This window comes from Asanoa ishikariensis, from assembly GCF_900107455.1.
GTDB classification, from domain to species: Bacteria; Actinomycetota; Actinomycetes; order Mycobacteriales; family Micromonosporaceae; genus Asanoa; species Asanoa ishikariensis.
This window is the reverse complement of sequence record NZ_FNQB01000002.1, coordinates 1,361,192-1,380,023: the sequence shown is the minus strand read 5'-3', so window position 1 is coordinate 1,380,023 and position 18,832 is coordinate 1,361,192. Positions and strand designations below refer to the sequence as shown.

Genomic DNA, 18,832 nt, shown 5'->3' with positions numbered 1-18,832 from the left:
GGCCTTGAGCGGCAAGCCGTACCGGGCATATGCTGGCCAAAACGGCGACATGATCGCTTTTGCCCGATGACGTCAGCACCGCCACGCGCTGCCCCGTGGGATCCGCCAGCTCCAGGCCCAGCAAAGAAGCCGAGGTGCAGCAGCGCTCATGGACATCGACGCGGCGCGAATCGTCGCCGACACGGTCCTCCGTGCCGGTCCGGTGCTCCGCCCCTACCGGGCGACCAGCCACCGGGATCCCAACCGGTGGCAGTTCGGCATGTTGATGCCCGCGGATCTCGCGGCCGGCGACGAGTCACTGTCGGCCACCGCGCAGACCGAGTGCCTGATCGAGGCCGAACCGGGCGTACGGCTGCGCGTGCTCCTACGGTTTCTGCAGGTGCAGCGCCGCACCGTCTACCGCTGGCTGCCCGACCGCGGACGGTTCAAGCCGGTGGGCTCGCTCGGCGTCGACGGCAGCGCGATCGCGTCCTGTGACGAGCCCGTCGAGCACGAGATCCTCTTCGACGTCGACGAGGCGACGCTGTGCGGCGCCGGGGCACGGCACACGATCCGGGTGCCCGGCGGTTTCGACCGCACGGAGCTGCACGACGCCCGCCGCGCCCTGGTCGGCCAGGTGGTCCGGCACCGACGACCGCTGTGCGCGATGCTCAACGTGAGCGCCCAGCCCGTGCCGGCACCCCGCCCGGCGCTGCGGCTGCGGGTCTGGGTGGAGAACCGCACCCGGGCCGGCGCCGACGGCCACGAGGTCGCCCTGACCACGGCGCTGGTGGCCAGCCACCTGATCCTGTCGGTCGACAACGGCGCCTTCGTCTCCATGGTGGACCCGCCCGGCTGGGCGGCGGAGGCGGCCGAGGACTGCGCGAACGTCGGCCTCTGGCCCGTGCTGGCCGGCCCGCCCGGCCGGCACGACACGCTCCTGGCCACCCCCCGGATCCTCCGTGACCACCCCGGCGACCTGCTCGACAGCGCCGTCGACGAGCTGCTGCAACTGCGTAACCTCGCCGGCTGAGCGGGAGTGGGTCACGCCCTACGTCGCTACCGCGACCTGCTCCGCACCCCCGGTGTCGTCCGGATCGCCGTGCCGTCCCTGGTCGGCCGGCTGCCGATCGGCATGCTCACGCTGCTGTTCGTGCTGGTGGTCGCGGCGGGCACCGGCTCGTACGGTGCCGCCGGCCTGGCCACGGCCGCCAACTCGGCCCTGACCGCGCTGGTCGGCCCGGTGCTGGGCCGGCTGGCCGACCGCGGCTGGGCCGTCGGCGTGCTGGTCTGGTGCGGTGTGGTCCAGGCGGCGCTGCTGGTCGCGTTGGTGCTGGCGCTGCGGGCCGGCGCTCCCGCGTGGACGGCGATCCTGCTGGCCGGGCTGGCCGGCGCGGTCAACCCGCCGATCGACCCCGTCACCCGGGCCGTCCTGCCGCGCATCGCACCGAAGCACGTGCACACCGCCTTCGCGCTGGACGCCATCGCGATCGAGCTGACCTATGTGGTCGGCCCCGCGCTGGTCGGCCTCATCACCGCGCTGGCCGACGCGTACGCGGCAACGCTGGTCGCGGCGGCGGTCACCGTGGCCGGCTCGATCGGCCTCGCCACCGCGCCGCCGGTGCGCCGGGGCTGGCCCGCACCACCGGCCACGCGCCGCCGGGTGAGCCCCGTGCGGTCGAGCGGGATGCTGGTGGTGCTGGCCGTCGCGGGGCTGGCCTCCGTCGCGTACGGCCTGATGGAGGTGGCGATCCCCGCTCACGCGGCCATGGAGGGCCACGCCGACCAGGCCGGCCTGCTGGTGGCGGTGTGGAGCGCCGGCTCGATCGCCGGTGGTCTCTGGTACGCCGGCCGGACGTTCCGCACCCCGCCGTGGCGCCAGTACGGAATCCTCATGCTCGGCAACGTCGTCGGCTTCGGCGTGATCCTGCTCCAGCAGAACCTGTGGTCGCTCGCCGTGCTGCTGCTCTTCGCCGGCCTGTTCATCGCGCCGACCACCACGCTCGAGTTCACGCTGGTGGCCCAACTGACACCCGACGAGTCCCGGGCGGAGGCGTTCACCTGGGCTAACACCGCGGTCTACCTGGGCTTCGCGGCCGGCTCGGCGCTGGCCGGCACGGCGCTCGAACCGGTGCTCGGCACGCCCGACGGTCTCCTCGTCGCAGGCGCCTGCGCGGTCGGCGTCGTCGCGGTCGGCGCCCTGGTCGCTTGGGGGGCACGCGGCGCACTTCGTCCGCGATAAGGTCCGGCGTGATCTTCAAGCGGCGGCAGAAGATGGACGGCCAGGCGGCCGCGATCGAGGCGTTCTGGTCGTGGTGGACGACCGCCCGGCCCGAGGTGGAGAAGGCGATCGCCGACGGCCGCTGGGACGGTGGCGTGGTCGACGACATCAACCGGCTCGTCTCGGCGATCGACGCGGGCCTGGGTTGGGAGTTCAGCGCCGGCACCCGGTCGCGGCACCTGCTGGTGGTGACGTCCAACGCCGACCGGTCGCTGCGGGCCACCGCGGAACGCTGGCGCCGAGCCAGTCCGGAACCCGACGACACTTTCGGGTACGCCTCCGCGCGGCAACCGAGCCCGAAGGCGCTGGAGGCCCAACTCCAGTTCGACGGGCACATGCTCGACCTGACCGCGCTGCGGTTCGCCGCCGACGTCGGTGACCACGCCGTCGACGTGCGGGTGTGGCACCCGGCCTTCGCCGACCTGCCCGAGGAGGGCCGGCTCCAGGTGACGTTCCTCGCGCTCGACTGGCTGCTCGGCGAGGACGGTGTGGAGATCTGGGTCGGCGCGATCGACGCGACGACCGGGCCGGCGCCGGCACTGACCGCGACCGCGCTGGCCGAGCTCGTCAACTCCCGGGCGGCGGAGCTGTCCGGGCAGTGGGCGCTGCTGAGCGGCGAGCGGCGGGGCCGGCCGTTGATCGCCACCGTCCAGGTTCCGCTGAAGGCCGCCCGCTGGCCGGCCGCCGACACGCATGTCGAGTTGGTGGTGCCGTTCCGGGACACGACCGAGGCGGGTCTGCCGGCGGAGGGCTCATTGGCCGCGCTGCACGAGCTCGAGGACCGGATCTTCGCGTACGCCGATGGCCCGATCCTGGTCGCGCACGAGACCTCCGACGGCACCCGGACCTACCACCTCTACGCCGAGCGGCCGAACGCGGCCGACGTGCTGGAGCCGATCGTGTCGTCGTGGCGCGAAGGCAAGGTCAAGATGACGGTGCGGGCCGATCCCGCCTGGGAGCGCGTACGCCACCTGAGTGTCTGAGTTCGCCGATCCGCCTACCCGGCGCGGCGCCCGGCAGCAGAATCGGCCTCATGGAGCTCACCGTCGCGTACCAGCGGGCGCTGCGCGGGTTCGCCGACCAGGTGGCGCGGATCCGACCCGACCAGTGGTCGGCGCCCACGCCGTGCACCGACTGGACCGTGCGTGACCTGGTCAACCACCTCGTCTACGAGGACCGCTGGTCGGTGCCGCTGATCAACGGCGCCAGCCTGGGCTCGGTCGGCAGCAGGTTCGAGGGTGACCTGCTCGGCGCGGACCCGGTCGGCGCGGCCCAGGCCGCCTCGGCCGAGTCGGTGGCGGCGGTGCGCGCGCCGGGTGCGTTGTCCCGCACCGTGGAGTTGTCGTTCGGCATGACACCGGCCGAGGAGTACGTCCGGCAACTGCTCGCCGACCACGTCGTGCACGGCTGGGACATCGCGTCCGCGACCGACCAGGACCGTGAGCTGGACGACGACCTGGTCCGCGAGGTGGCGGCCTGGTTCCCGGCGAACGAGGACGGCTACCGCGACAGCGGCGCCATCGCCGAGGCGGTCGAGGTGCCGACCAATGCCCCATCGCAGGACAAGCTTATTGCTGCCTTTGGTCGTAACCCGAGGTGGATTTCGGCGGCGTAACCTGACCGCGTGCGTGCCGTGTACTACGAAGCTTTCGGGTCCCCGCCCCAGGTGTGCGAGGTGCCCGACCCGGCACCGCCGCCGGGCGGTGCGGTGATCAGGGTGTCCGTGACCGGGCTGTGCCGCAGCGACTGGCACGGCTGGCGGGGCCACGACCCCGACATCGTGACGCCGCACGTGCCGGGCCACGAGTTCACCGGCGTGATCACCGAGATCGGCACGGGCGTGACCCGCTGGCACCCCGGCGACCGCGTCACGGTGCCGTTCATCTGCGCGTGCGGGCGCTGCCCGAGCTGCCTGGCCGGCGATCAGCAGGTGTGCGAGAACCAGAGCCAGCCGGGCTTCACCCGCTGGGGTTCATTCGCGGACCTGGTGGCGATCGAGCACGCCGACGTCAACGTGGTGAAGCTGCCCGACACCGTCAGCGACGCCGCCGCGGTCAGCCTCGGCTGCCGGTTCGGCACCGCCTTCCGCGCGGTGGTCCACCAGGGACGCGTCGCGCCCGGCGAGTGGGTGGCAGTGCACGGCTGCGGCGGCGTCGGCCTGTCCGCCGTCATGGTCGCCGCCGCGGCGGGAGCCCGCGTGGTCGCCGTCGACATCGCACCGCGCGCCCTGGAGTTGGCCGCCCGCGCCGGCGCCGCCGAGGTCATCGACGCCTCCGCGATCACCGGCGGCCCCGCCGACGTGGCGGCCGCGGTCCGCGACCGCACCGGTGGCGGCGCCCACCTGTCGCTCGACGCGCTCGGCTCGTCGGTCACCTGCGTCACCTCGATCGAGTGCCTGCGCCGCCGAGGCCGACACATCCAGGTGGGCCTGCTGCCGGCGGTGACCGGCCGCCCGGCGCTGCCGATGGACCGGGTGATCGCCTACGAACTGGAGCTGCTCGGCAGCCACGGCATGCCGGCACACGCGTACCCGGAGATGCTCCGCCTCATCGAAGCCGGCACCCTGCGCCCGGACGAGCTCGTCACGGACAACCTGACCCTCGACGAGGCTCCGGCCGCGCTCATGTCCATGGTCCGCGCCCCGGTCAACGGCATCCGCTTGATCAGGCCATCCGCCTAGGGCAGGCGCCAGACCGAGGTCTGTTTTGTGGTGACGCTCTCCAGGGCCATGGTGGTGGGGACCTCGTAGGAGGCGACCTCCGTGCCGGCGGCGCCCGGGCGGAAGGCGCGGCCCGGGTCGCCCGCGTAGGCGTCCGCGCCGGCCTTGCGAGCCCGGCGGAGGAAGCCGAACATCCGGGTGGCGAACGCCTGGCTGTAGAAGACGTCGCCGGCGAGGACCACGTCGGCGTCGGCCGGGCCGTCGAGGATGTCGGCCAGGTCGGCGGTCACCGTCACCCCGTTGGCGGCCGCGTTGACGCTGACCGCCGCGATCGACAGCGGGTCGATGTCGACGGCGCGGACGGAGGCGGCGCCCGACAGCGCCGCGGCGATGCCGACCAGGCCCGAGCCGCAGGCCACGTCGAGCACGCGGCGCCCGGCCACCACCGACGGGTTGTCCAGCACGTAACGGGCCAGCCCCTGACCGCCGGCCCAGGCGAAGGCCCAGAACGGCGGCGGCTGCTCGCTGCGGAACTGGCCCTCGGTCAGCTCCCAGAGCCCGATCGGCTCGTCGGCCTGGTGCAGCACGATCTCCGGGGTCAGCGGCACCGGCGCCAGGCGGGCGTGGAGCCGGACGAACGCGTCGGCAAGGTCGGTCATCAGTCGATGTTCTCCGCCCAGGCGCGCCAGTCGTCGAGCACCCCGTGCAGGGTCGGGGTGAGCCAGCCGGGCGCGGAGCGGCCGAACACCCCCGGTTCCATCGAGCCGGCGCCGTCGGGCAGCACGCCGACCAGGTTGTCGACCAGATCGGTCAGGTTGGACCAGTGCGCCAGCTCCGGCTCGGCCGGCCAGGCGCCGAGCACCACGCCGGCCGTCACCGCCCGTCGGGACAGCGCCTCCAGGGTCAGTGCGATGTGGTTGAGCGTGCCCGAACCGGCCCGGGCCACCACGACCGCCGGTGCGCCCAGCGACACGGCCAGGTCGGCCATCGTCCACGGCTCGCCGGACGGGCGCAGCCCCATCGGCACCAGCAGGCCGCCGGCGCCGTCGACCAGCACCACGTCGTGTTTCTCGACCTCCGCGCGGACCGCGTCGACCACGGCGTAGAGCTCGAGCGGCTCCTCCTGCGCGATCCGGGCCGCGGTCAGCGGCGCCAGCGGCTCGGAGTAGGACGCCAGGGAGCGGGCCGTCGCGGGCGCGGCCAGCAGGCGGACCGTGTCCACGTCGGACGGTTGGCCGACCACGGCGCCCGTCTGACCCGGCTTGATCACGGCCACTCGCAGCCCGGCGGACTGCGCGGCCACGGCGACGGCCGCGGTCAGGATGGTCTTGCCCACCCCGCTGTCGGTGCCGGTGACCAGAACCGGGCCGGTCCACGCGTCGCTCACGCCGCGCACTTCACCACAACCCGGGGAGCCGGGTCAAAAGCTGGCACCGGATCTCAGTCGATCAGGTCGTCGTGCAGCAGGTCGAGCAGCAGCCCGTCGTGGAAGGTGCCGTCCGGACCCCGCTCGTAGCGGCGCAGCACGCCGACGCGTTGGAAGCCCACCTTCTCGTACGCCCGGATCGCGGCCGCGTTGTTGGCAGCCGGGTCGATCACCAGGCGGTGGTGGCCGACGGTGTTGATCAGGTGCCGGGCCATCGTGCGGACCGCGTCGGTGCCGATGCCCCGGCCGTACGAGGACGGTTCGAGGTAGATGTCCATGCCGGCATGCCGGTACATGGGGTCGTCTTCCTCGTAGGTCTGCACGGCGCCGACCATGCGGCCGCCGACCTCGATGACGAAGGTGCGTTCGAGGTCTTCGGCGACCGCCGCCGGGTAGTCCTCTTCGTCACCCCACCAGCGGGTGACCTCGGGGGCCGACCGGATCACCGCCAGCGGCGCGATGTCGGCATCGGTCGCGGGCCGGAGGAGCACCAGCGCGCCGGTCAACGTCGTCATTCCTGAAAGGCTAATCCGAGATCACCCATTCGTGCGCCCGATTTCCGCCCCGCTGCGTTCGGTGTGCCTTTGTTACGCGTGCGGGCAAGAACCGGGACGGCGTAACCCGGCGCCACACCGGCGGTCGCGGTCACACGGTGGTACCAGCGCCTTTGGCCTTTCGGCCGGGACGCATAGGTGTTATCGGGCATTAAACTCAGCGCTGTCCGTGGAGCCGCGCGCGACTACGCGCAGCGGAGGACACGAGGGGGCGGATGTGGGCGCATCCGCCCCCTTTTTTATGCGTGAACAGAGCCTGCTGAAAAGCGCCACGCGGGCGCGATGCCGAATCGGCATCGCGCCCGCGATGTGGGGTCCCTTCCCGCCGTCCCACGGGAAGGGACCCTGACCCATCCCCTACCCCCGTCGTACCCGGTCCTGCACCAGTACCGGTTCCGTCGGAGCATCTCTCGACGTCAGGTCGACGCCGAAGTTCCATCTCGCAGGGCCACCGTCGTGCTCGCGACCGCACCGTCGCGCCGCACCGGCGCCGGGTGGCCGAGCCGCCGCAGCGTGCGTTCCATGGCCACGTTGTCCGCGGTCGTGTGGGCCAGCACCGCCGCGCAGCCGAGCCGCTCGGCGTGGGCCAACGCCCGCCGCACCAGCGCCGTGCCGACACCCCTGCGCTGCCAACCGTCCTCGACGACCACTGACAGCTCCGCCAGTGAGCCTTCCACGACCAGGTTGGCCATCGCGACGACGGTATCCACGGACGTGACCCCCGGCACGGCCGCGAGCAGGGTCCGCACCCGGTTCGGGTCGAGCAGCCGGCCGAACTGTGCTGGGCCGGGCACGCCGTCGCCGGTCAGGTACCGGCGCCGCCGCGTGCCCGCCGAGCAGCGCTCGTGCATCGCCACCAAGGCCGGCAGGTCGTCCGGCGTCGCCGGTCGCAGCGTGAGCTCCGCTCCGTCGGGCAACAGCAGCGTGGCGGTGTCGGCCGACCGCGCTGCCGCCGCGGCCGCCACGTCGACCAGCGCCTGCGCTCGTGCGTACTCGGCCGGGGTGAAGTCGGGTTCCGCCCTGAGCACGTCATAGCGGCCGCCGGTCGGGTCGGGCAGCACCATCGCGTCGGTGCGCATGCCGGCACGGCTCGGTCCGGCCGGCCGCCAGGTGACCGTGTCGGCGTCGAGCAACGACCGGAGGGCGTCGCCGAGCGCGTCCGGGTCGCGGACCAGCCGGGCCGCGAGGCCGAATGCCCGGGTCGGCTGGTCGGCCAGGCCCTGCGCCTCGGCCGGCGCGATCCAGGCGTCCCGGCCGCGGCCCCGCTCGACCGCGGCGCGCAGGTCGGCCTCGGTCATCACGTGTGGTGCGTCGACCAGGAACTCGTCGACGGCGCCGGCCTCGGTGGTGTGCACCTGGACGGCGAGGATGTTGACCGCCTTGAGCGCGAGGCTCGCGGTCAGCACGGAGAGGAAGCCCGGACGGTCGTCGACCGTCGCGCGGATCCGCCAAAATGTCATGCCGTCCTCCTTCCGATTGCTAGGCGGTGACCGGCGGCGCGGCCACCAGGTCGAGCCGGTCGCCGAGGATCGCGGCGGCGGCCCGGACGAGCTGGGCCAGCCGGTCGACCTCGCTGATGTGGAACGCGGCCGCGGGCAGTTCTTCGCCCTCGCCCCGGGCGGTCACCAGCACCAGGCCGGCGCGGCCGAACGGTGCGGCCGCGTACCGCATGCCCTGTGGTCCGTCCAGAGGTCGGGCCCGCAGCGGGGTGATCTCCGGGAGCGGCGGCGGCTCCGGCGTCCGCCAGCTCGCGCAGGCGACCGCCGGGGCCGCACCCGGAGCCGAACCGGCCCGGGCCGCCCAGTCGGCCGGCACCACTGCGGCGGCGGCCCAGTCGGCAGCCAGCAACCCCGGTACGGCGTCTACCAGGGTGGCCAGGCCGTCGGCCGGGTTGGCGGCGAGTTGGCCGAGCAGCTCGGCGTCGTGGCCGCTGGTGGTGGGCGCGCCGATCGCCCGCCAGATGCCGTCGACGTGCACGCCCGGGATCGCACCGAGCCCGGCCCGCAGCCGCTCCAGCCGGTTGCTGCCCGGCCAGACGACGGTGAAGTCGTCGACGGCGCGGCCACCCATCCGTTCCAGCACGACGACCTGGACGATGTCGGCACCGGAGACGCCTAGCGTGCGCGCCACCTGGCCGAGCGCCCCGGGCCGGTCGGGAAGGGTCACCCGCAACCGCAACAACATCCCGTCTCCCTCGCTCGCACTACCGTGCTTGCCTTGCACACACAAGACTGCCGGCTGACCATTTCGTCCCTGTTGCCGAGCCATGTCCCGCCCGCAACAACCTCGGCTTGACACCGTGAACGGCGTGCCCTCAACTGTTCAGATGACCGAGGAGGGGCCGGCTGGGCTCGATCTGCGTAGTCTGTCCGGCTACCTGGGCACCCCGGTGTCCGCGACGCTGATTCCCGGCGGTCGATCGAACCTGACCTATCACGTGGTCGCGGCCGGCGAGGACCTCGTGCTGCGCCGGCCACCGCTGGGCCACGTGCTGGCCACCGCGCACGACATGGGCCGGGAGTTCCGGGTGATCTCCGCGCTGGCGTCGACGCCGGTTCCCGTACCCGAGACGATCCGGTTCTGTCCTGACGAGACGGTGATCGGCGCACCGTTCTATCTGATGCGCCGCGTCGACGGCGCGGTCTTCCGCAGCCACACGCAGACCGACCCGCTGGGCGCCGAGCGCCGCCGCGACCTCGCGTTCGCGATGATGGACACGCTCGCCGCGCTGCACACCGTCAAGCCCGACGAGGTCGGTCTCGGCGACTTCGGCCACCCCGACGGCTTCCTGGCCCGCCAGGTCCGGCGGTGGAGCGGTCAGCTCGACAAGTCCCGCAGCCGCCCGCTGCCCGATGTGGACGCCCTGCGTGACCGGCTGGCCGCGACCATCCCGGAGCCCATCGGGCCGGGCGCGATCGTGCACGGCGACTACCGGCTCGACAACCTGATCGTCGCGCCGGACGGCAGCGCCATCCACGCGGTGCTCGACTGGGAGATGGCCACGCTCGGCGACCCGCTGACCGACCTGGGCCTGCTGCTGACCTACTGGGACGTGCTCGGCGGTGCCGCCGCGGCCGGCGCCGCGGGCGTCGTCTCCGACGGGATCGGCCCGCGCGCCGGCTTCCCGATCGGGGCCGACCTGATCGATCGGTACGTGGCGGCCGGCGGCGTCGACGTCGGCCCCCTCGACTGGCACGTGGCGCTCGGCTGCTTCAAGCTGGCCGTGATCGCCGAAGGGATCTACTACCGATTCACACTCGGCCAGACCGTTGGCGAGGGTTTCGAGCGGTTCGCCGACATGGCCGCTCCGCTCACCGCGCACGGGCTCGCCGCACTCGCATCCGTGGAGGGCTGATGGACTTCGGGTTCGATCAACGCACCGGCGAACTGCACGAGGCGGTCAACGACTTCCTGATCGAGCAGGTCTACCCGGCCGAGGCGGTCTTCACGGCCCAGGTCGAGCAGGCCGAGAACCCGTGGACCCGGCCGCCGGTCATGGAAGACCTCAAAGCCGAGGCCCGCCGGCGCGGCCTGTGGAACCTGTTCCTGCCCGGGTCACACGGCGCCGGCCTGACAAACTTGCAGTACGCGCCGCTGGCCGAACTGCTGGGCCACAGTCCGCACCTGGCGCCCGAGGCGCTCAACTGCGCCGCGCCCGACACCGGCAACATGGAGTTGCTGGCCGAGTTCGGGTCGCCGGAACAGCAGGCCCGCTGGCTCAGCCCGCTGCTGGACGGCACGATCCGCTCGGCGTTCTGCATGACCGAGCCCGACGTGGCCTCGTCCGACGCGACCAACATCGCCACGACCATCCGGCGCGACGGCGACTCCTACGTGATCGACGGCCGCAAGTGGTGGTCGTCGGGCGCGATGGACCCCCGCTGCGAGATCTTCATCGTGATGGGCAAGACGGACCCGTCGGCCGAGCGCCACAAGCAGCAGAGCATGATCCTCGTCCCGCGCGACACCCCGGGTGTGACGGTCAAGCGCGGCATGACGGTCTTCGGCTTCACCGACGGCACGCACGGCGGGCACGCGGAGATCTCCTTCGAGGGGGTACGCGTACCCGCGGACAATCTGATCGCCGCGGAGGGTGACGGCTTCGGCATCGCCCAGGCCCGCCTCGGCCCCGGCCGGATCCACCACTGCATGCGGCTGATCGGCATGGCGGAGCGGGCACTCGAACTGCTCTGCGGCCGGGTGGCGTCACGTGCGGCGTTCGGCAAGCCGTTGTCCGAGCAGGGCGTGGTGCGCGACTGGATCGCCGAGTCCCGGGTGCGGATCGAGCAGGCCCGCCTGCTGGTGCTGAAGACCGCGTGGCTGATGGACACCGTCGGCAACAAGGGCGCGCACACCGAGATCCAGGCGATCAAGATCGCGACGCCGTCGATGGCCGAGTGGGTGATCGACAAGTCGATCCAGGCGCACGGCGCGGCCGGCGTCAGCCAGGACACCCCGCTCGCGGCGCTCTGGACCTCGGCCCGCACGCTGCGCCTCGCGGACGGTCCGGACGAGGTGCACCGCGCGTCCCTGGCCCGCCGCGAACTGCGCAAGTGGTCGCTTAACTGAGCCACCCGTCGAGCAGCGTGGGGTCGGCGACGGCCGACCTCACGCTTTTTCTCTCCGCTGGGCTCAGTTCGAGCTCTCGCAGCCGCGCGCCCCATTGCGCCACCGGCTCGTCCAGCACCGTCGACAGCTCGACGAGCTGGGCCAGCGCGGTCGCCTTCTCGAGGCTCGACGCGCTGTCGCCGTGGCGGCGCAACCCGGAGTTCAGCGCCCGGAACGCGGCCTTGTCGTCCTCCTTGAACTCGCGCAGGATCCGTGCGTTGTCCAGCACCCGGGCAAGCCCCTGCAGTGCCTTGTCGCCGCCGTACTCGAGCTCCGCGGGCTCGTCACGCTGGATGAAGACGATCGAGTTGCCGGACGGGTCCATGATCGTGAACCGCGAGGCACCGGCCCGGTAGCGGGTGATCCTGGGCAGCCCCTTAGCCAGCACCTTGCCGTGTGCTCTGCGCATCGCGGCGGCGAACTCCGCGTGGTACGGCGCGACCTCGTCGACCATCACCAGCGCACCGCCGGTGGTCTCCTCGGCCGGGTCCACGCCGCTGGCCGCCCGCCCGTAGTGCAGTTGGACGCCGCGCCACCGGAACGCCAGATAGAGGTACGGCTTGTGCTGCTCCCAGATCGTCACGAACCCCAGGGCCCGCCAGAACGCCAGCGTCTCGTCGGGCGCGAGGCAGGGCAGCAGCGGGACGGTGGTCTCGTTGGCCGGAACGCTTTCGTCAAGCATCGGCCGAAGTCTGCCAGGAGCGCGGTTTCCCCGCACATAAGAGAATTTCAGGCGGTACCGGACGACGACGGTATCGAGGATGCGAGCCCGGTTCGGGCTTGGCACCATGGCCTGGTGCTGGATGAACCGAAGCTCGAGCTGCACCCGACCTACCCGGTGCGGACGGAGCGCCTGCTGCTGCGCCCGCTGACCGCCGACGACACCGATGCGCTGCTGGCCTACCGAAGCCGGCCGGACGTCTGCCGCTACGTGCCCTTCGCCCCGATGGACCGCGAGGTGATCGCCGACCGGCTGGCCTCGCAGTGGGCCCTCACCTCGCTGACCGACGAGGGCCAGGTGCTGGCGCTGGGCGCGGAGCTGGCCGAAACCGGCCAACTCGTCGGCGACGTCGTCCTGTTCTTCCACAGCCGCACCCACCGCAGCGGCGAGATCGGCTACGTGATCAACCCCGACTTCGAGGGCAACGGGTACGCGACGGAAGCCGCCCGCGCCCTGCTCCGACTGGCCTTCGAGGACCTGGGCCTGCACCGCGTCGTCGGCCGCATCGACGAACGCAACGAGCCGTCGGCCAAGGTCCTGCGCCGCCTGGGCCTGCGCCAGGAGGCCCGCCTGGTGCACAGCGAATGGTTCAAGGGCGAATGGAGCACAGAGCTCGACTTCGCGATGCTGGCCGACGAATGGCGAGCCCAGATGTGACGCCCGTCGTGTCCGTCGCAGACCTGAGGTCCGCGCTCGACCTGCTGCTGACCGAGGTCGAGCGACAGCACGGGCCGGACGTCGACCTGGCGGAAGGCGTCTACTGGACGGTCTCACCGGGCGAGGCCTACCGGTTCGATGACGCACCCCCGAAGGTCACCGTCGGGGATCTCGTCGATGACGTCGAGTCCGTTCGTGAGCTGCTGAGCCGCGACCCGGACGAGGGCGTCTACGTCTGGCACGACCTCGCGCACGTCGTCGGCGTGCTGACCCGGCTGGCCGCGCTCGACCTGCCGAGAGAAACGTAGGTTCGCGGTAGCGTCGCTGGATGGTGACGGCATTGTGCGTGCCGCAGTGGCAGGGGTCGAGTGCCGCGGGCGCGCGTCGGTTGGCAGTGGGTGCGCACCGCACGGCGGCGCAGGTCTCGGCAGACGCCGTGGTCACGGTGCCGGTCCGGGCGGACCCGGGCGAGTTCGACCAGGGCGTACGTGCGCTCGATGTGCTCGTCGACAACCTGGCGCTGACCCGAACTGCGCTGGCCGGCATCGACGGCCCGGTGCTCACCGCCGGCGGCGAATGCGGCGTCGACCTGGCGCCGATCGCCGCGGCGCGCGCCCGCTACGGCGACGATCTCACCGTGCTCTGGTTCGACGCGCATCCGGACCTCTACACACCGCGCACCCTGCCGTCGGGCTCGTTCCACGGAATGGTGCTGCGCACGCTGCTCGGCGACGGCCCGGATCCGCTGGTCCCGGCCGACCCGCTGCGCCCCGAGCAGGTGGTCATCGCCGGCGTCCGGGCCGGAGACCGCAGCGAGCACGCCTACCTGCGGAGCTCCGGCATCCGCGGCTACGGCGTGGCCGATCTGGAACACGCGGTCGAGGGCCTCACCGGCCCCGTGTACGTGCACGTCGACCTCGACGTGCTGGAGCCGACCACGTTCGCCTCGGTCGGCTACCCGGAACCGGACGGTGTCACGCCGGACCGGCTGGCCGACCTGCTCGCGGGCATCGACAACGTGGTCGGCGCGGCCATCACCGAACACGCCCCACCGGACGACGTCGCCAACGCCACGGAGGAGGCGATCATCCACCGCCTCGCCGCCGCCCTGCGGTTCTGAGATCACTCCTCCCAGACGTCCACCAACGGCAGGCTGCGGGCGGTGCGGGCTTTGTCGACCAGGCGCTGGATCAGGGCGGTTTTGGCTCGGGTGTAGGCGTCGCCGTCCGTGGCGGCCAGGTCGTGTTTGAGTCGGCCGTAGGATTCCCGGTCTTCCGGATGCTCGCGCAGGTGGTCACGCAGGATCCGCTGGTTGCGCGTGTCCCAGGAAGCCGCCGTCACGATGTGCAGGTGGTACGCGACCGGCTCGCCCTCCCGGCGGTAGAACAGCCGCCCAGGCATGCTCGGCTCGATCCGCTGGTAGCCGATCGCGGCGAGCGCGTCCGACGCCGACACCACCGCGGACAGCGACTCCGTCGCGGCCATCAGGTCGATCACCGGCTTGGCGGCCAACCCCGGCACCGCCGTGCTGCCGATGTGCTCGATCGCCGTCAGCAGGCCGGGCAGCACGCCCAGCACCTCGTCGAGAGCGCGCTGCGCGTAAGTGGGCCAGGCCGGGTCGTACTCGCGGACGTTGATCACGTCCAAGAACCCTAGGCGCTCTCGCGTTCGACGAGCCAGGTGTCGAGCACGACGTGCGGCTGGGTGATCTCCTCGCGGCGGATGCGGGCGACGAGCAGCCGGGCCATCTCGCGGCCCATCTCCTCGATCGGCTGGTGCACCGTGGTCAGCGCCGGGTTCGCCTGGCGGGCGATCGGGGCGTCGTCGAAGCCGACCACCGACACCTCCTCCGGCACCCGACGGCCGGCCTCCTGAAGGGCGCGCACCGCCCCGTACGCCATCAGGTCCGAAGCGGCGAAGACCGCGTCGAGGGTCGGGTGGTCCTCGAGCAGCCGGCGCATCGCCGCGGTGCCGCTGGCCTCGCTGAAGTCGCCGTAGGCGATGAGCTTCTCGTCGACCTGGGCGCCGGTGGCCGCGACCGCCTCGCGATAGCCGGCCAGGCGGGTGACGCCCGCGCCCATGTCCTGCGGGCCGGCGATCGTGGCGATCCGGCGGCGGCCACGGCCGAACAGATATTCGACCGCCTGCCGGGCACCGCCGGCGTTGTCGACGTCGACGTAGTACGCCTCTTGGGCGTCGGGCTGGAGCATCCGGGCCGGGCGGCCGCCCAGCACCGCCGGCAGGCCGCGCTGCTCCAGCAGGGTGGGCAGCGGGTCGGCGTCGTGCAGCGACAGCAGCAGCACGCCGTCGATGTGCTGGTTGGTCAGGTGGTGCTCGATCCGCTCGCGCTCGGCCGGCGACTGCGCCATCGCCAGCCAGAGCTGCATCGACGTGTCGAGCAGGCCCGAGCTCACGCCGCGCACGATGGCCGCGAAGAACGGCTCGCCGAAGACACGCTCCTCCGACTCCGAGACCACCAGGGCGACCGAGTCGGTGCGCTGGGTGACCAGGGCGCGGGCAGCGCGGTTGGGCACGTAGCCGAGTTCGGCGATCGCTGCCTGCACCGCCGCCCGCGCTTCCGGGCTGACCTGCGGCGAGCCGTTGACGACCCGGGAGACGGTGCCACGGCCGACCCCGGCCCGCGCGGCAACCGCGTCGAGGGTCGGCCGGCCTAGAGACCGGGTTCGTTGGGTCGTCATCGTTTACTCCTCCGCAGGCGGCCTTATTCTGCGGCCAGTCCGTTACGTCGGATCACGTCGGCGTACCACCTGGCGCTCGTCTTCGGCGTGCGGAGCTGCGTCGCGTAATCGACATGGATCATGCCAAAACGCTTCGTGTAGCCCCACGCCCATTCGAAATTATCCATCAGCGACCAGGCGAAGTAGCCCCGCAGGTCCACCCCGGCGGCGATCGCCTCGTGGCAGGCGCGCAGATGGGCGTCGAAGTACGCCACCCGCTGGGGGTCGGACACCTCGCCGTCGACCACTTCGTCGACGAACGCGGCACCGTTCTCCGTCACGTACAGCGGCACCGCCGGATACTCCGCGTGCAACCTGGTCAGCGTCTCGACCAGACCGGGCGCGTCGATCTCCCAGTTCATATCGGTTACCGGGTACCCACGGGTGACGAACCGGACATCCTCGCTGCCGGGCCAACAGGTCTGCTTCCGCCAGTAGGGCGACGGCTCGACCCCGCCAACGGGTCCCCCGACCACGTGCCGGCTGTAGTAGTTGACGCCGAGCACGGACAACGGCGAAGAGATGATCGACAGATCCCCATCGCGTACGTGGGACATGTCGCTCACCTCGGCCAGGTCGGCAACGACGTCCGCCGGGTACGCACCGCGCAACAGCGGGTCGAGGAAGATCCGGTTGGCCAGCCCGTCGATCCGCCGAGCCGCGTCGAGGTCGGCGTCGGACGACGACGCCGGCGAGATCGCGTAGAGGTTGAGCGTGATCCCGGCCGACTCGACAGCTTGGAGCGCCAGCCCGTGCCCGAGCAGCAGATGGTGCGCGGCCCGCACCGAGTCGGCCGGGTCGGTGCGACCCGGTGCGTGCGCTCCCGAGCCGTAGCCCAGGAAGGCCGAGCACCACGGCTCGTTGAACGTCGTCCAGAACTTCACCCGGTCGCCGAGCGCCTCGTGGGCCAGCGCCGCGTAGTCGGCGAACCGGCGCGCCGTGTCGCGGGACGGCCAACCGCCCGCGTCCTCCAGCTCCTGCGGCAGGTCCCAGTGGTAGAGCGTCACCCACGGCTCGATGCCGTTCTCCAAGAGCTCGTCGACGAGGCCCCGGTAGAAGTCCAGACCCCGTTGGCTGCCCGGGCCGGTGCCGCCCGGCTGGATCCGCGGCCACGACAGCGAGAACCGGTAGGAGCGCAGCCCCAGGTCGGCCATCACCTTCACGTCGTCGCGGTACCGGTGGTAGTGGTCGCACGCGACGTCGCCCGTGTCGCCGCCCGCGGTGCGGCCCGGGGTGTGGCTGAAGGTGTCCCAGATCGAGGGCGTACGCCCGTCCTCCGTGGCCGCTCCTTCGATCTGATAGGCCGCGGTGGCGGCGCCCCAGAGGAAGTCCGGCGGGAACGTGGTCACGACTTGACGGCGCCTTCCATGATGCCGCCGACGATCTGACGGCCGAAGAGAATGAACACGAGCAACAGGGGGACGGTGCCGACCGCGGTCGCGGCGAAGACCTGCGAGTAGTCGGTGTAGTAGGCGTAGGACAGGAACGCCAGCGAGACCTGGAGTGTGGGGTTCTCGTTGGTCAGCGCGGCGAAGGGCCAGAGGAACTGGTTCCAGGTGTCCATGAAGGTGAGCAGGCCGAGCACCGCGGCCGCCGGACGCAACGCGGGCAGCACGACGTTCCAGTAGATCCGGAACGTGCTGCACCCGTCGACGCGTGCGGCCTCGATCAGCTCGTCCGAGACGGCCTGGGTCGCGTACTGACGCATCATGAACACGCCGAAGGCACTGACCAGGAACGGCACCGTGACGGCGTACAGCGTGTCGTACCAGCCCAGGTCCTGCATCATCGACCAGAGCGGAATCAGCCCGAGCTGGGTCGGCACCATCATCGTCACGACGATGGCGAGCAGCAGCCCGTTGCGGCCGCGGAACCGCAGCTTGGCGAAGGCGAACCCGGCCAGTGTGCCGGTCAGCACGACCGCGACGGTCACGACCGTCGACACGATGACCGAGTTGATGACGCCCTTGAAGAAGTTGGCGTTCTCGTTGTCGAGCACCCGCTGGAAGTTCGCGCCGAACGCCTCGCCCGGTGTGAAGGGCGGCGGCACCGAGTTGATGGCGTCCAGGCTGCGGGTGGCGATGACGAACATGTAGTAGAACGGGTAGATCGACGCCAGAACGGCGATGACCAGCGCGATGTACGTCAGCGGGCTGGTCTTCCACAGGCGGGCGGAGGCCGCGACCATCGTGGGCTCCCTCACTTCACGGTACGGCGGACGACGGCCAGGTTGATCGCGGCGATGATGCCGATCAGCACGAAGAGAGCCCAGGCGATCGCGGCTCCGTATCCGGCTGTGTTCAAGCTGTTGATGCCCTTCTCATACATGTACATGGCGAGCGTCTGGAACTCCCGCTGCGTGCCACCGCGCATGTTGCCGTTGCCGAACAGCAGCGGCTCGGTGAAGAGCTGCAGGCCGCCGATCGTCGACAGCAGCACGACGAAGACGAACGTGGGCGTGAGCATCGGCAGGGTGATCCGCCAGAACTGCCGCCAGTGGTTGGCGCCGTCGAGCGCCGCCGCCTCGTAGAGGTCGCGCGGGATCGCCTGCATGCCGGCCAGCAGGATCAGCGCGTTGTAGCCGGTCCACCGCCAGTCGACCATGAACGCGATCGCGGTCCACGAGCTCCACCGCTGCGCGTCCCAGTCGATCGCGTCGACACCGGCGAAGCTCAGCAGCCAGTTGACGACGCCGAAGTCACGCTGGAAGAGCATCCCGAAGACGATCGCCACCGCCGCCACCGAGGTGATGTTGGGTACGAAGATGGCCATCCGGAAGAACGTCTTGCCCCGCAGCCGGGTGCGGTTGAGCAGGTTGGCGAGGAACAGCGCGAGGATGAGCTGCGGGACCGTCGCGACGACGAAGATGCCGAGCGTGTTGACGAGCGCGTTCCAGAAGTAGTCGTCCTTCATCAGCTCGACGTAGTTGTCGAAGCCGATGAAGGTGTGTTCGCCGATCAGGTCCCAGTCGTGCAGGGACATCCAGGCGGTCTTGACCATCGGGTAGAGCCCGAAGATGCCGAACACGATGAAGAACGGGGCGATGTAGAGGTACGGCGAGTACTTCATGTCCCAGCGGGCGCGCTTGGCGCTGCCGGTGGTCCGGTGCCGGGGCGGCCCCGTCTGTGCGGGCGCCGCCGGGCGTGCTGGCGTGGCGAGAGCCATGGACGTGTCCTTTCTGGACCTTCGAACCCGGGCGACCGTGCGGA

At 71.6% G+C, this 18,832-nt stretch carries 21 protein-coding genes; 10 read left to right on the top strand and 11 right to left on the bottom strand.

The window, feature by feature from the left end; genetic code table 11:
• Window positions 1-148 precede the first annotated feature (148 nt).
• The 5 genes from BLV39_RS20815 to BLV39_RS20795 are packed head-to-tail and all read left to right on the top strand — an operon-like array spanning window position 149 to window position 4,940.
• Window positions 149-1,012, top strand: a complete 864-nt coding sequence (locus tag BLV39_RS20815) for a hypothetical protein (protein ID WP_090795124.1) — start codon at window positions 149-151, stop codon at window positions 1,010-1,012.
• Between the two features lie 6 nt (window positions 1,013-1,018).
• Window positions 1,019-2,221, top strand: a complete 1,203-nt coding sequence (locus tag BLV39_RS20810) for an MFS transporter (protein ID WP_090795121.1) — start codon at window positions 1,019-1,021, stop codon at window positions 2,219-2,221.
• Window positions 2,222-2,229: 8 nt separating this feature from the next.
• Window positions 2,230-3,243, top strand: a complete 1,014-nt coding sequence (locus BLV39_RS20805) for a DUF695 domain-containing protein (protein ID WP_090795120.1) — start codon at window positions 2,230-2,232, stop codon at window positions 3,241-3,243.
• A gap of 50 nt (window positions 3,244-3,293) precedes the next feature.
• Window positions 3,294-3,875, top strand: a complete 582-nt coding sequence (locus BLV39_RS20800) for a TIGR03086 family metal-binding protein (RefSeq protein WP_090795119.1) — start codon at window positions 3,294-3,296, stop codon at window positions 3,873-3,875.
• Between the two features lie 9 nt (window positions 3,876-3,884).
• Entirely contained in the window at window positions 3,885-4,940 is a 1,056-nt protein-coding gene (locus tag BLV39_RS20795; protein ID WP_090795117.1) for a zinc-dependent alcohol dehydrogenase family protein, read from the top strand.
• Here the strand turns inward: BLV39_RS20795 and BLV39_RS20790 are convergent.
• The 5 genes from BLV39_RS20790 to BLV39_RS20770 all read right to left on the bottom strand — a co-directional run bounded on the left by BLV39_RS20790 (window position 4,937) and on the right by BLV39_RS20770 (window position 9,083).
• Window positions 4,937-5,578, bottom strand: a complete 642-nt coding sequence (locus BLV39_RS20790) for a class I SAM-dependent methyltransferase (protein ID WP_090795114.1) — start codon at window positions 5,576-5,578, stop codon at window positions 4,937-4,939. The two genes, BLV39_RS20795 and BLV39_RS20790, sit on opposite strands and share 4 nt — an antisense overlap.
• Complete coding sequence (bioD, locus tag BLV39_RS20785; protein ID WP_090795111.1) at window positions 5,578-6,315, bottom strand: dethiobiotin synthase; 738 nt, start codon at window positions 6,313-6,315, stop codon at window positions 5,578-5,580. Before bioD ends, BLV39_RS20790 begins: the two co-directional genes overlap by 1 nt.
• Before the next feature lie 44 nt (window positions 6,316-6,359).
• A complete protein-coding gene (locus BLV39_RS20780; protein ID WP_090795108.1) occupies window positions 6,360-6,860 on the bottom strand; it encodes a GNAT family N-acetyltransferase in 501 nt (166 codons plus the stop codon).
• Between the two features lie 455 nt (window positions 6,861-7,315).
• The gene (locus BLV39_RS20775; RefSeq protein WP_090795105.1) at window positions 7,316-8,359 is read right to left on the bottom strand and encodes a GNAT family N-acetyltransferase; all 1,044 of its coding nucleotides are present in this window, start codon (window positions 8,357-8,359) and stop codon (window positions 7,316-7,318) included.
• 19 nt (window positions 8,360-8,378) lie between these two features.
• Complete coding sequence (locus BLV39_RS20770; RefSeq protein ID WP_090795102.1) at window positions 8,379-9,083, bottom strand: ACT domain-containing protein; 705 nt, start codon at window positions 9,081-9,083, stop codon at window positions 8,379-8,381.
• 142 nt (window positions 9,084-9,225) lie between these two features.
• Between BLV39_RS20770 and BLV39_RS20765 the strand changes: the two genes are divergently transcribed.
• Together BLV39_RS20765 and BLV39_RS20760 are read left to right on the top strand one after the other, a co-directional pair.
• A complete protein-coding gene (locus BLV39_RS20765; RefSeq protein ID WP_090795099.1) occupies window positions 9,226-10,254 on the top strand; it encodes a phosphotransferase family protein in 1,029 nt (342 codons plus the stop codon).
• Complete coding sequence (locus tag BLV39_RS20760) at window positions 10,254-11,468, top strand: acyl-CoA dehydrogenase family protein (RefSeq protein WP_090795096.1); 1,215 nt, start codon at window positions 10,254-10,256, stop codon at window positions 11,466-11,468. The genes BLV39_RS20765 and BLV39_RS20760 overlap by 1 nt, the downstream gene beginning before the upstream one ends.
• On the opposite strand, the gene BLV39_RS20755 is transcribed toward BLV39_RS20760, so the two are convergent.
• A complete protein-coding gene (locus BLV39_RS20755) occupies window positions 11,461-12,189 on the bottom strand; it encodes a VOC family protein (protein WP_090795092.1) in 729 nt (242 codons plus the stop codon). The two genes, BLV39_RS20760 and BLV39_RS20755, sit on opposite strands and share 8 nt — an antisense overlap.
• A 114-nt stretch (window positions 12,190-12,303) precedes the next feature.
• Here BLV39_RS20755 and BLV39_RS20750 point away from each other — a divergent pair, with 114 nt between their 5' ends.
• From BLV39_RS20750 to BLV39_RS20740, 3 genes are read left to right on the top strand one after another with little or no spacing between them, the layout of a single operon-like run.
• Entirely contained in the window at window positions 12,304-12,885 is a 582-nt protein-coding gene (locus BLV39_RS20750; protein ID WP_239083812.1) for a GNAT family N-acetyltransferase, read from the top strand.
• An 8-nt stretch (window positions 12,886-12,893) separates the two neighbouring features.
• Window positions 12,894-13,193 (top strand): hypothetical protein, encoded by a 300-nt coding sequence (locus BLV39_RS20745; protein WP_143049824.1) that lies wholly within the window; start codon window positions 12,894-12,896, stop codon window positions 13,191-13,193.
• Window positions 13,194-13,213: 20 nt separating this feature from the next.
• The gene (locus tag BLV39_RS20740) at window positions 13,214-14,005 is read left to right on the top strand and encodes an arginase family protein (protein WP_090795086.1); all 792 of its coding nucleotides are present in this window, start codon (window positions 13,214-13,216) and stop codon (window positions 14,003-14,005) included.
• Between the two features lie 2 nt (window positions 14,006-14,007).
• On the opposite strand, the gene BLV39_RS20735 is transcribed toward BLV39_RS20740, so the two are convergent.
• Genes BLV39_RS20735 through BLV39_RS20715 form a run of 5 tightly spaced genes read right to left on the bottom strand, consistent with a single transcriptional unit; the run spans window position 14,008 to window position 18,788 of the window.
• A complete protein-coding gene (locus BLV39_RS20735) occupies window positions 14,008-14,526 on the bottom strand; it encodes a GrpB family protein (RefSeq protein ID WP_204082841.1) in 519 nt (172 codons plus the stop codon).
• Between the two features lie 11 nt (window positions 14,527-14,537).
• On the bottom strand, window positions 14,538-15,584 hold the full coding sequence (locus tag BLV39_RS20730) for a LacI family DNA-binding transcriptional regulator (RefSeq protein ID WP_090795077.1): 1,047 nt from the start codon (window positions 15,582-15,584) through the stop codon (window positions 14,538-14,540).
• A gap of 23 nt (window positions 15,585-15,607) precedes the next feature.
• Complete coding sequence (locus tag BLV39_RS20725; protein WP_090795073.1) at window positions 15,608-16,972, bottom strand: GH1 family beta-glucosidase; 1,365 nt, start codon at window positions 16,970-16,972, stop codon at window positions 15,608-15,610.
• A complete protein-coding gene (locus BLV39_RS20720; protein ID WP_090795069.1) occupies window positions 16,969-17,811 on the bottom strand; it encodes a carbohydrate ABC transporter permease in 843 nt (280 codons plus the stop codon). Before BLV39_RS20720 ends, BLV39_RS20725 begins: the two co-directional genes overlap by 4 nt.
• An 11-nt stretch (window positions 17,812-17,822) precedes the next feature.
• A complete protein-coding gene (locus tag BLV39_RS20715) occupies window positions 17,823-18,788 on the bottom strand; it encodes a carbohydrate ABC transporter permease (RefSeq protein WP_090795066.1) in 966 nt (321 codons plus the stop codon).
• Window positions 18,789-18,832 lie beyond the last annotated feature (44 nt).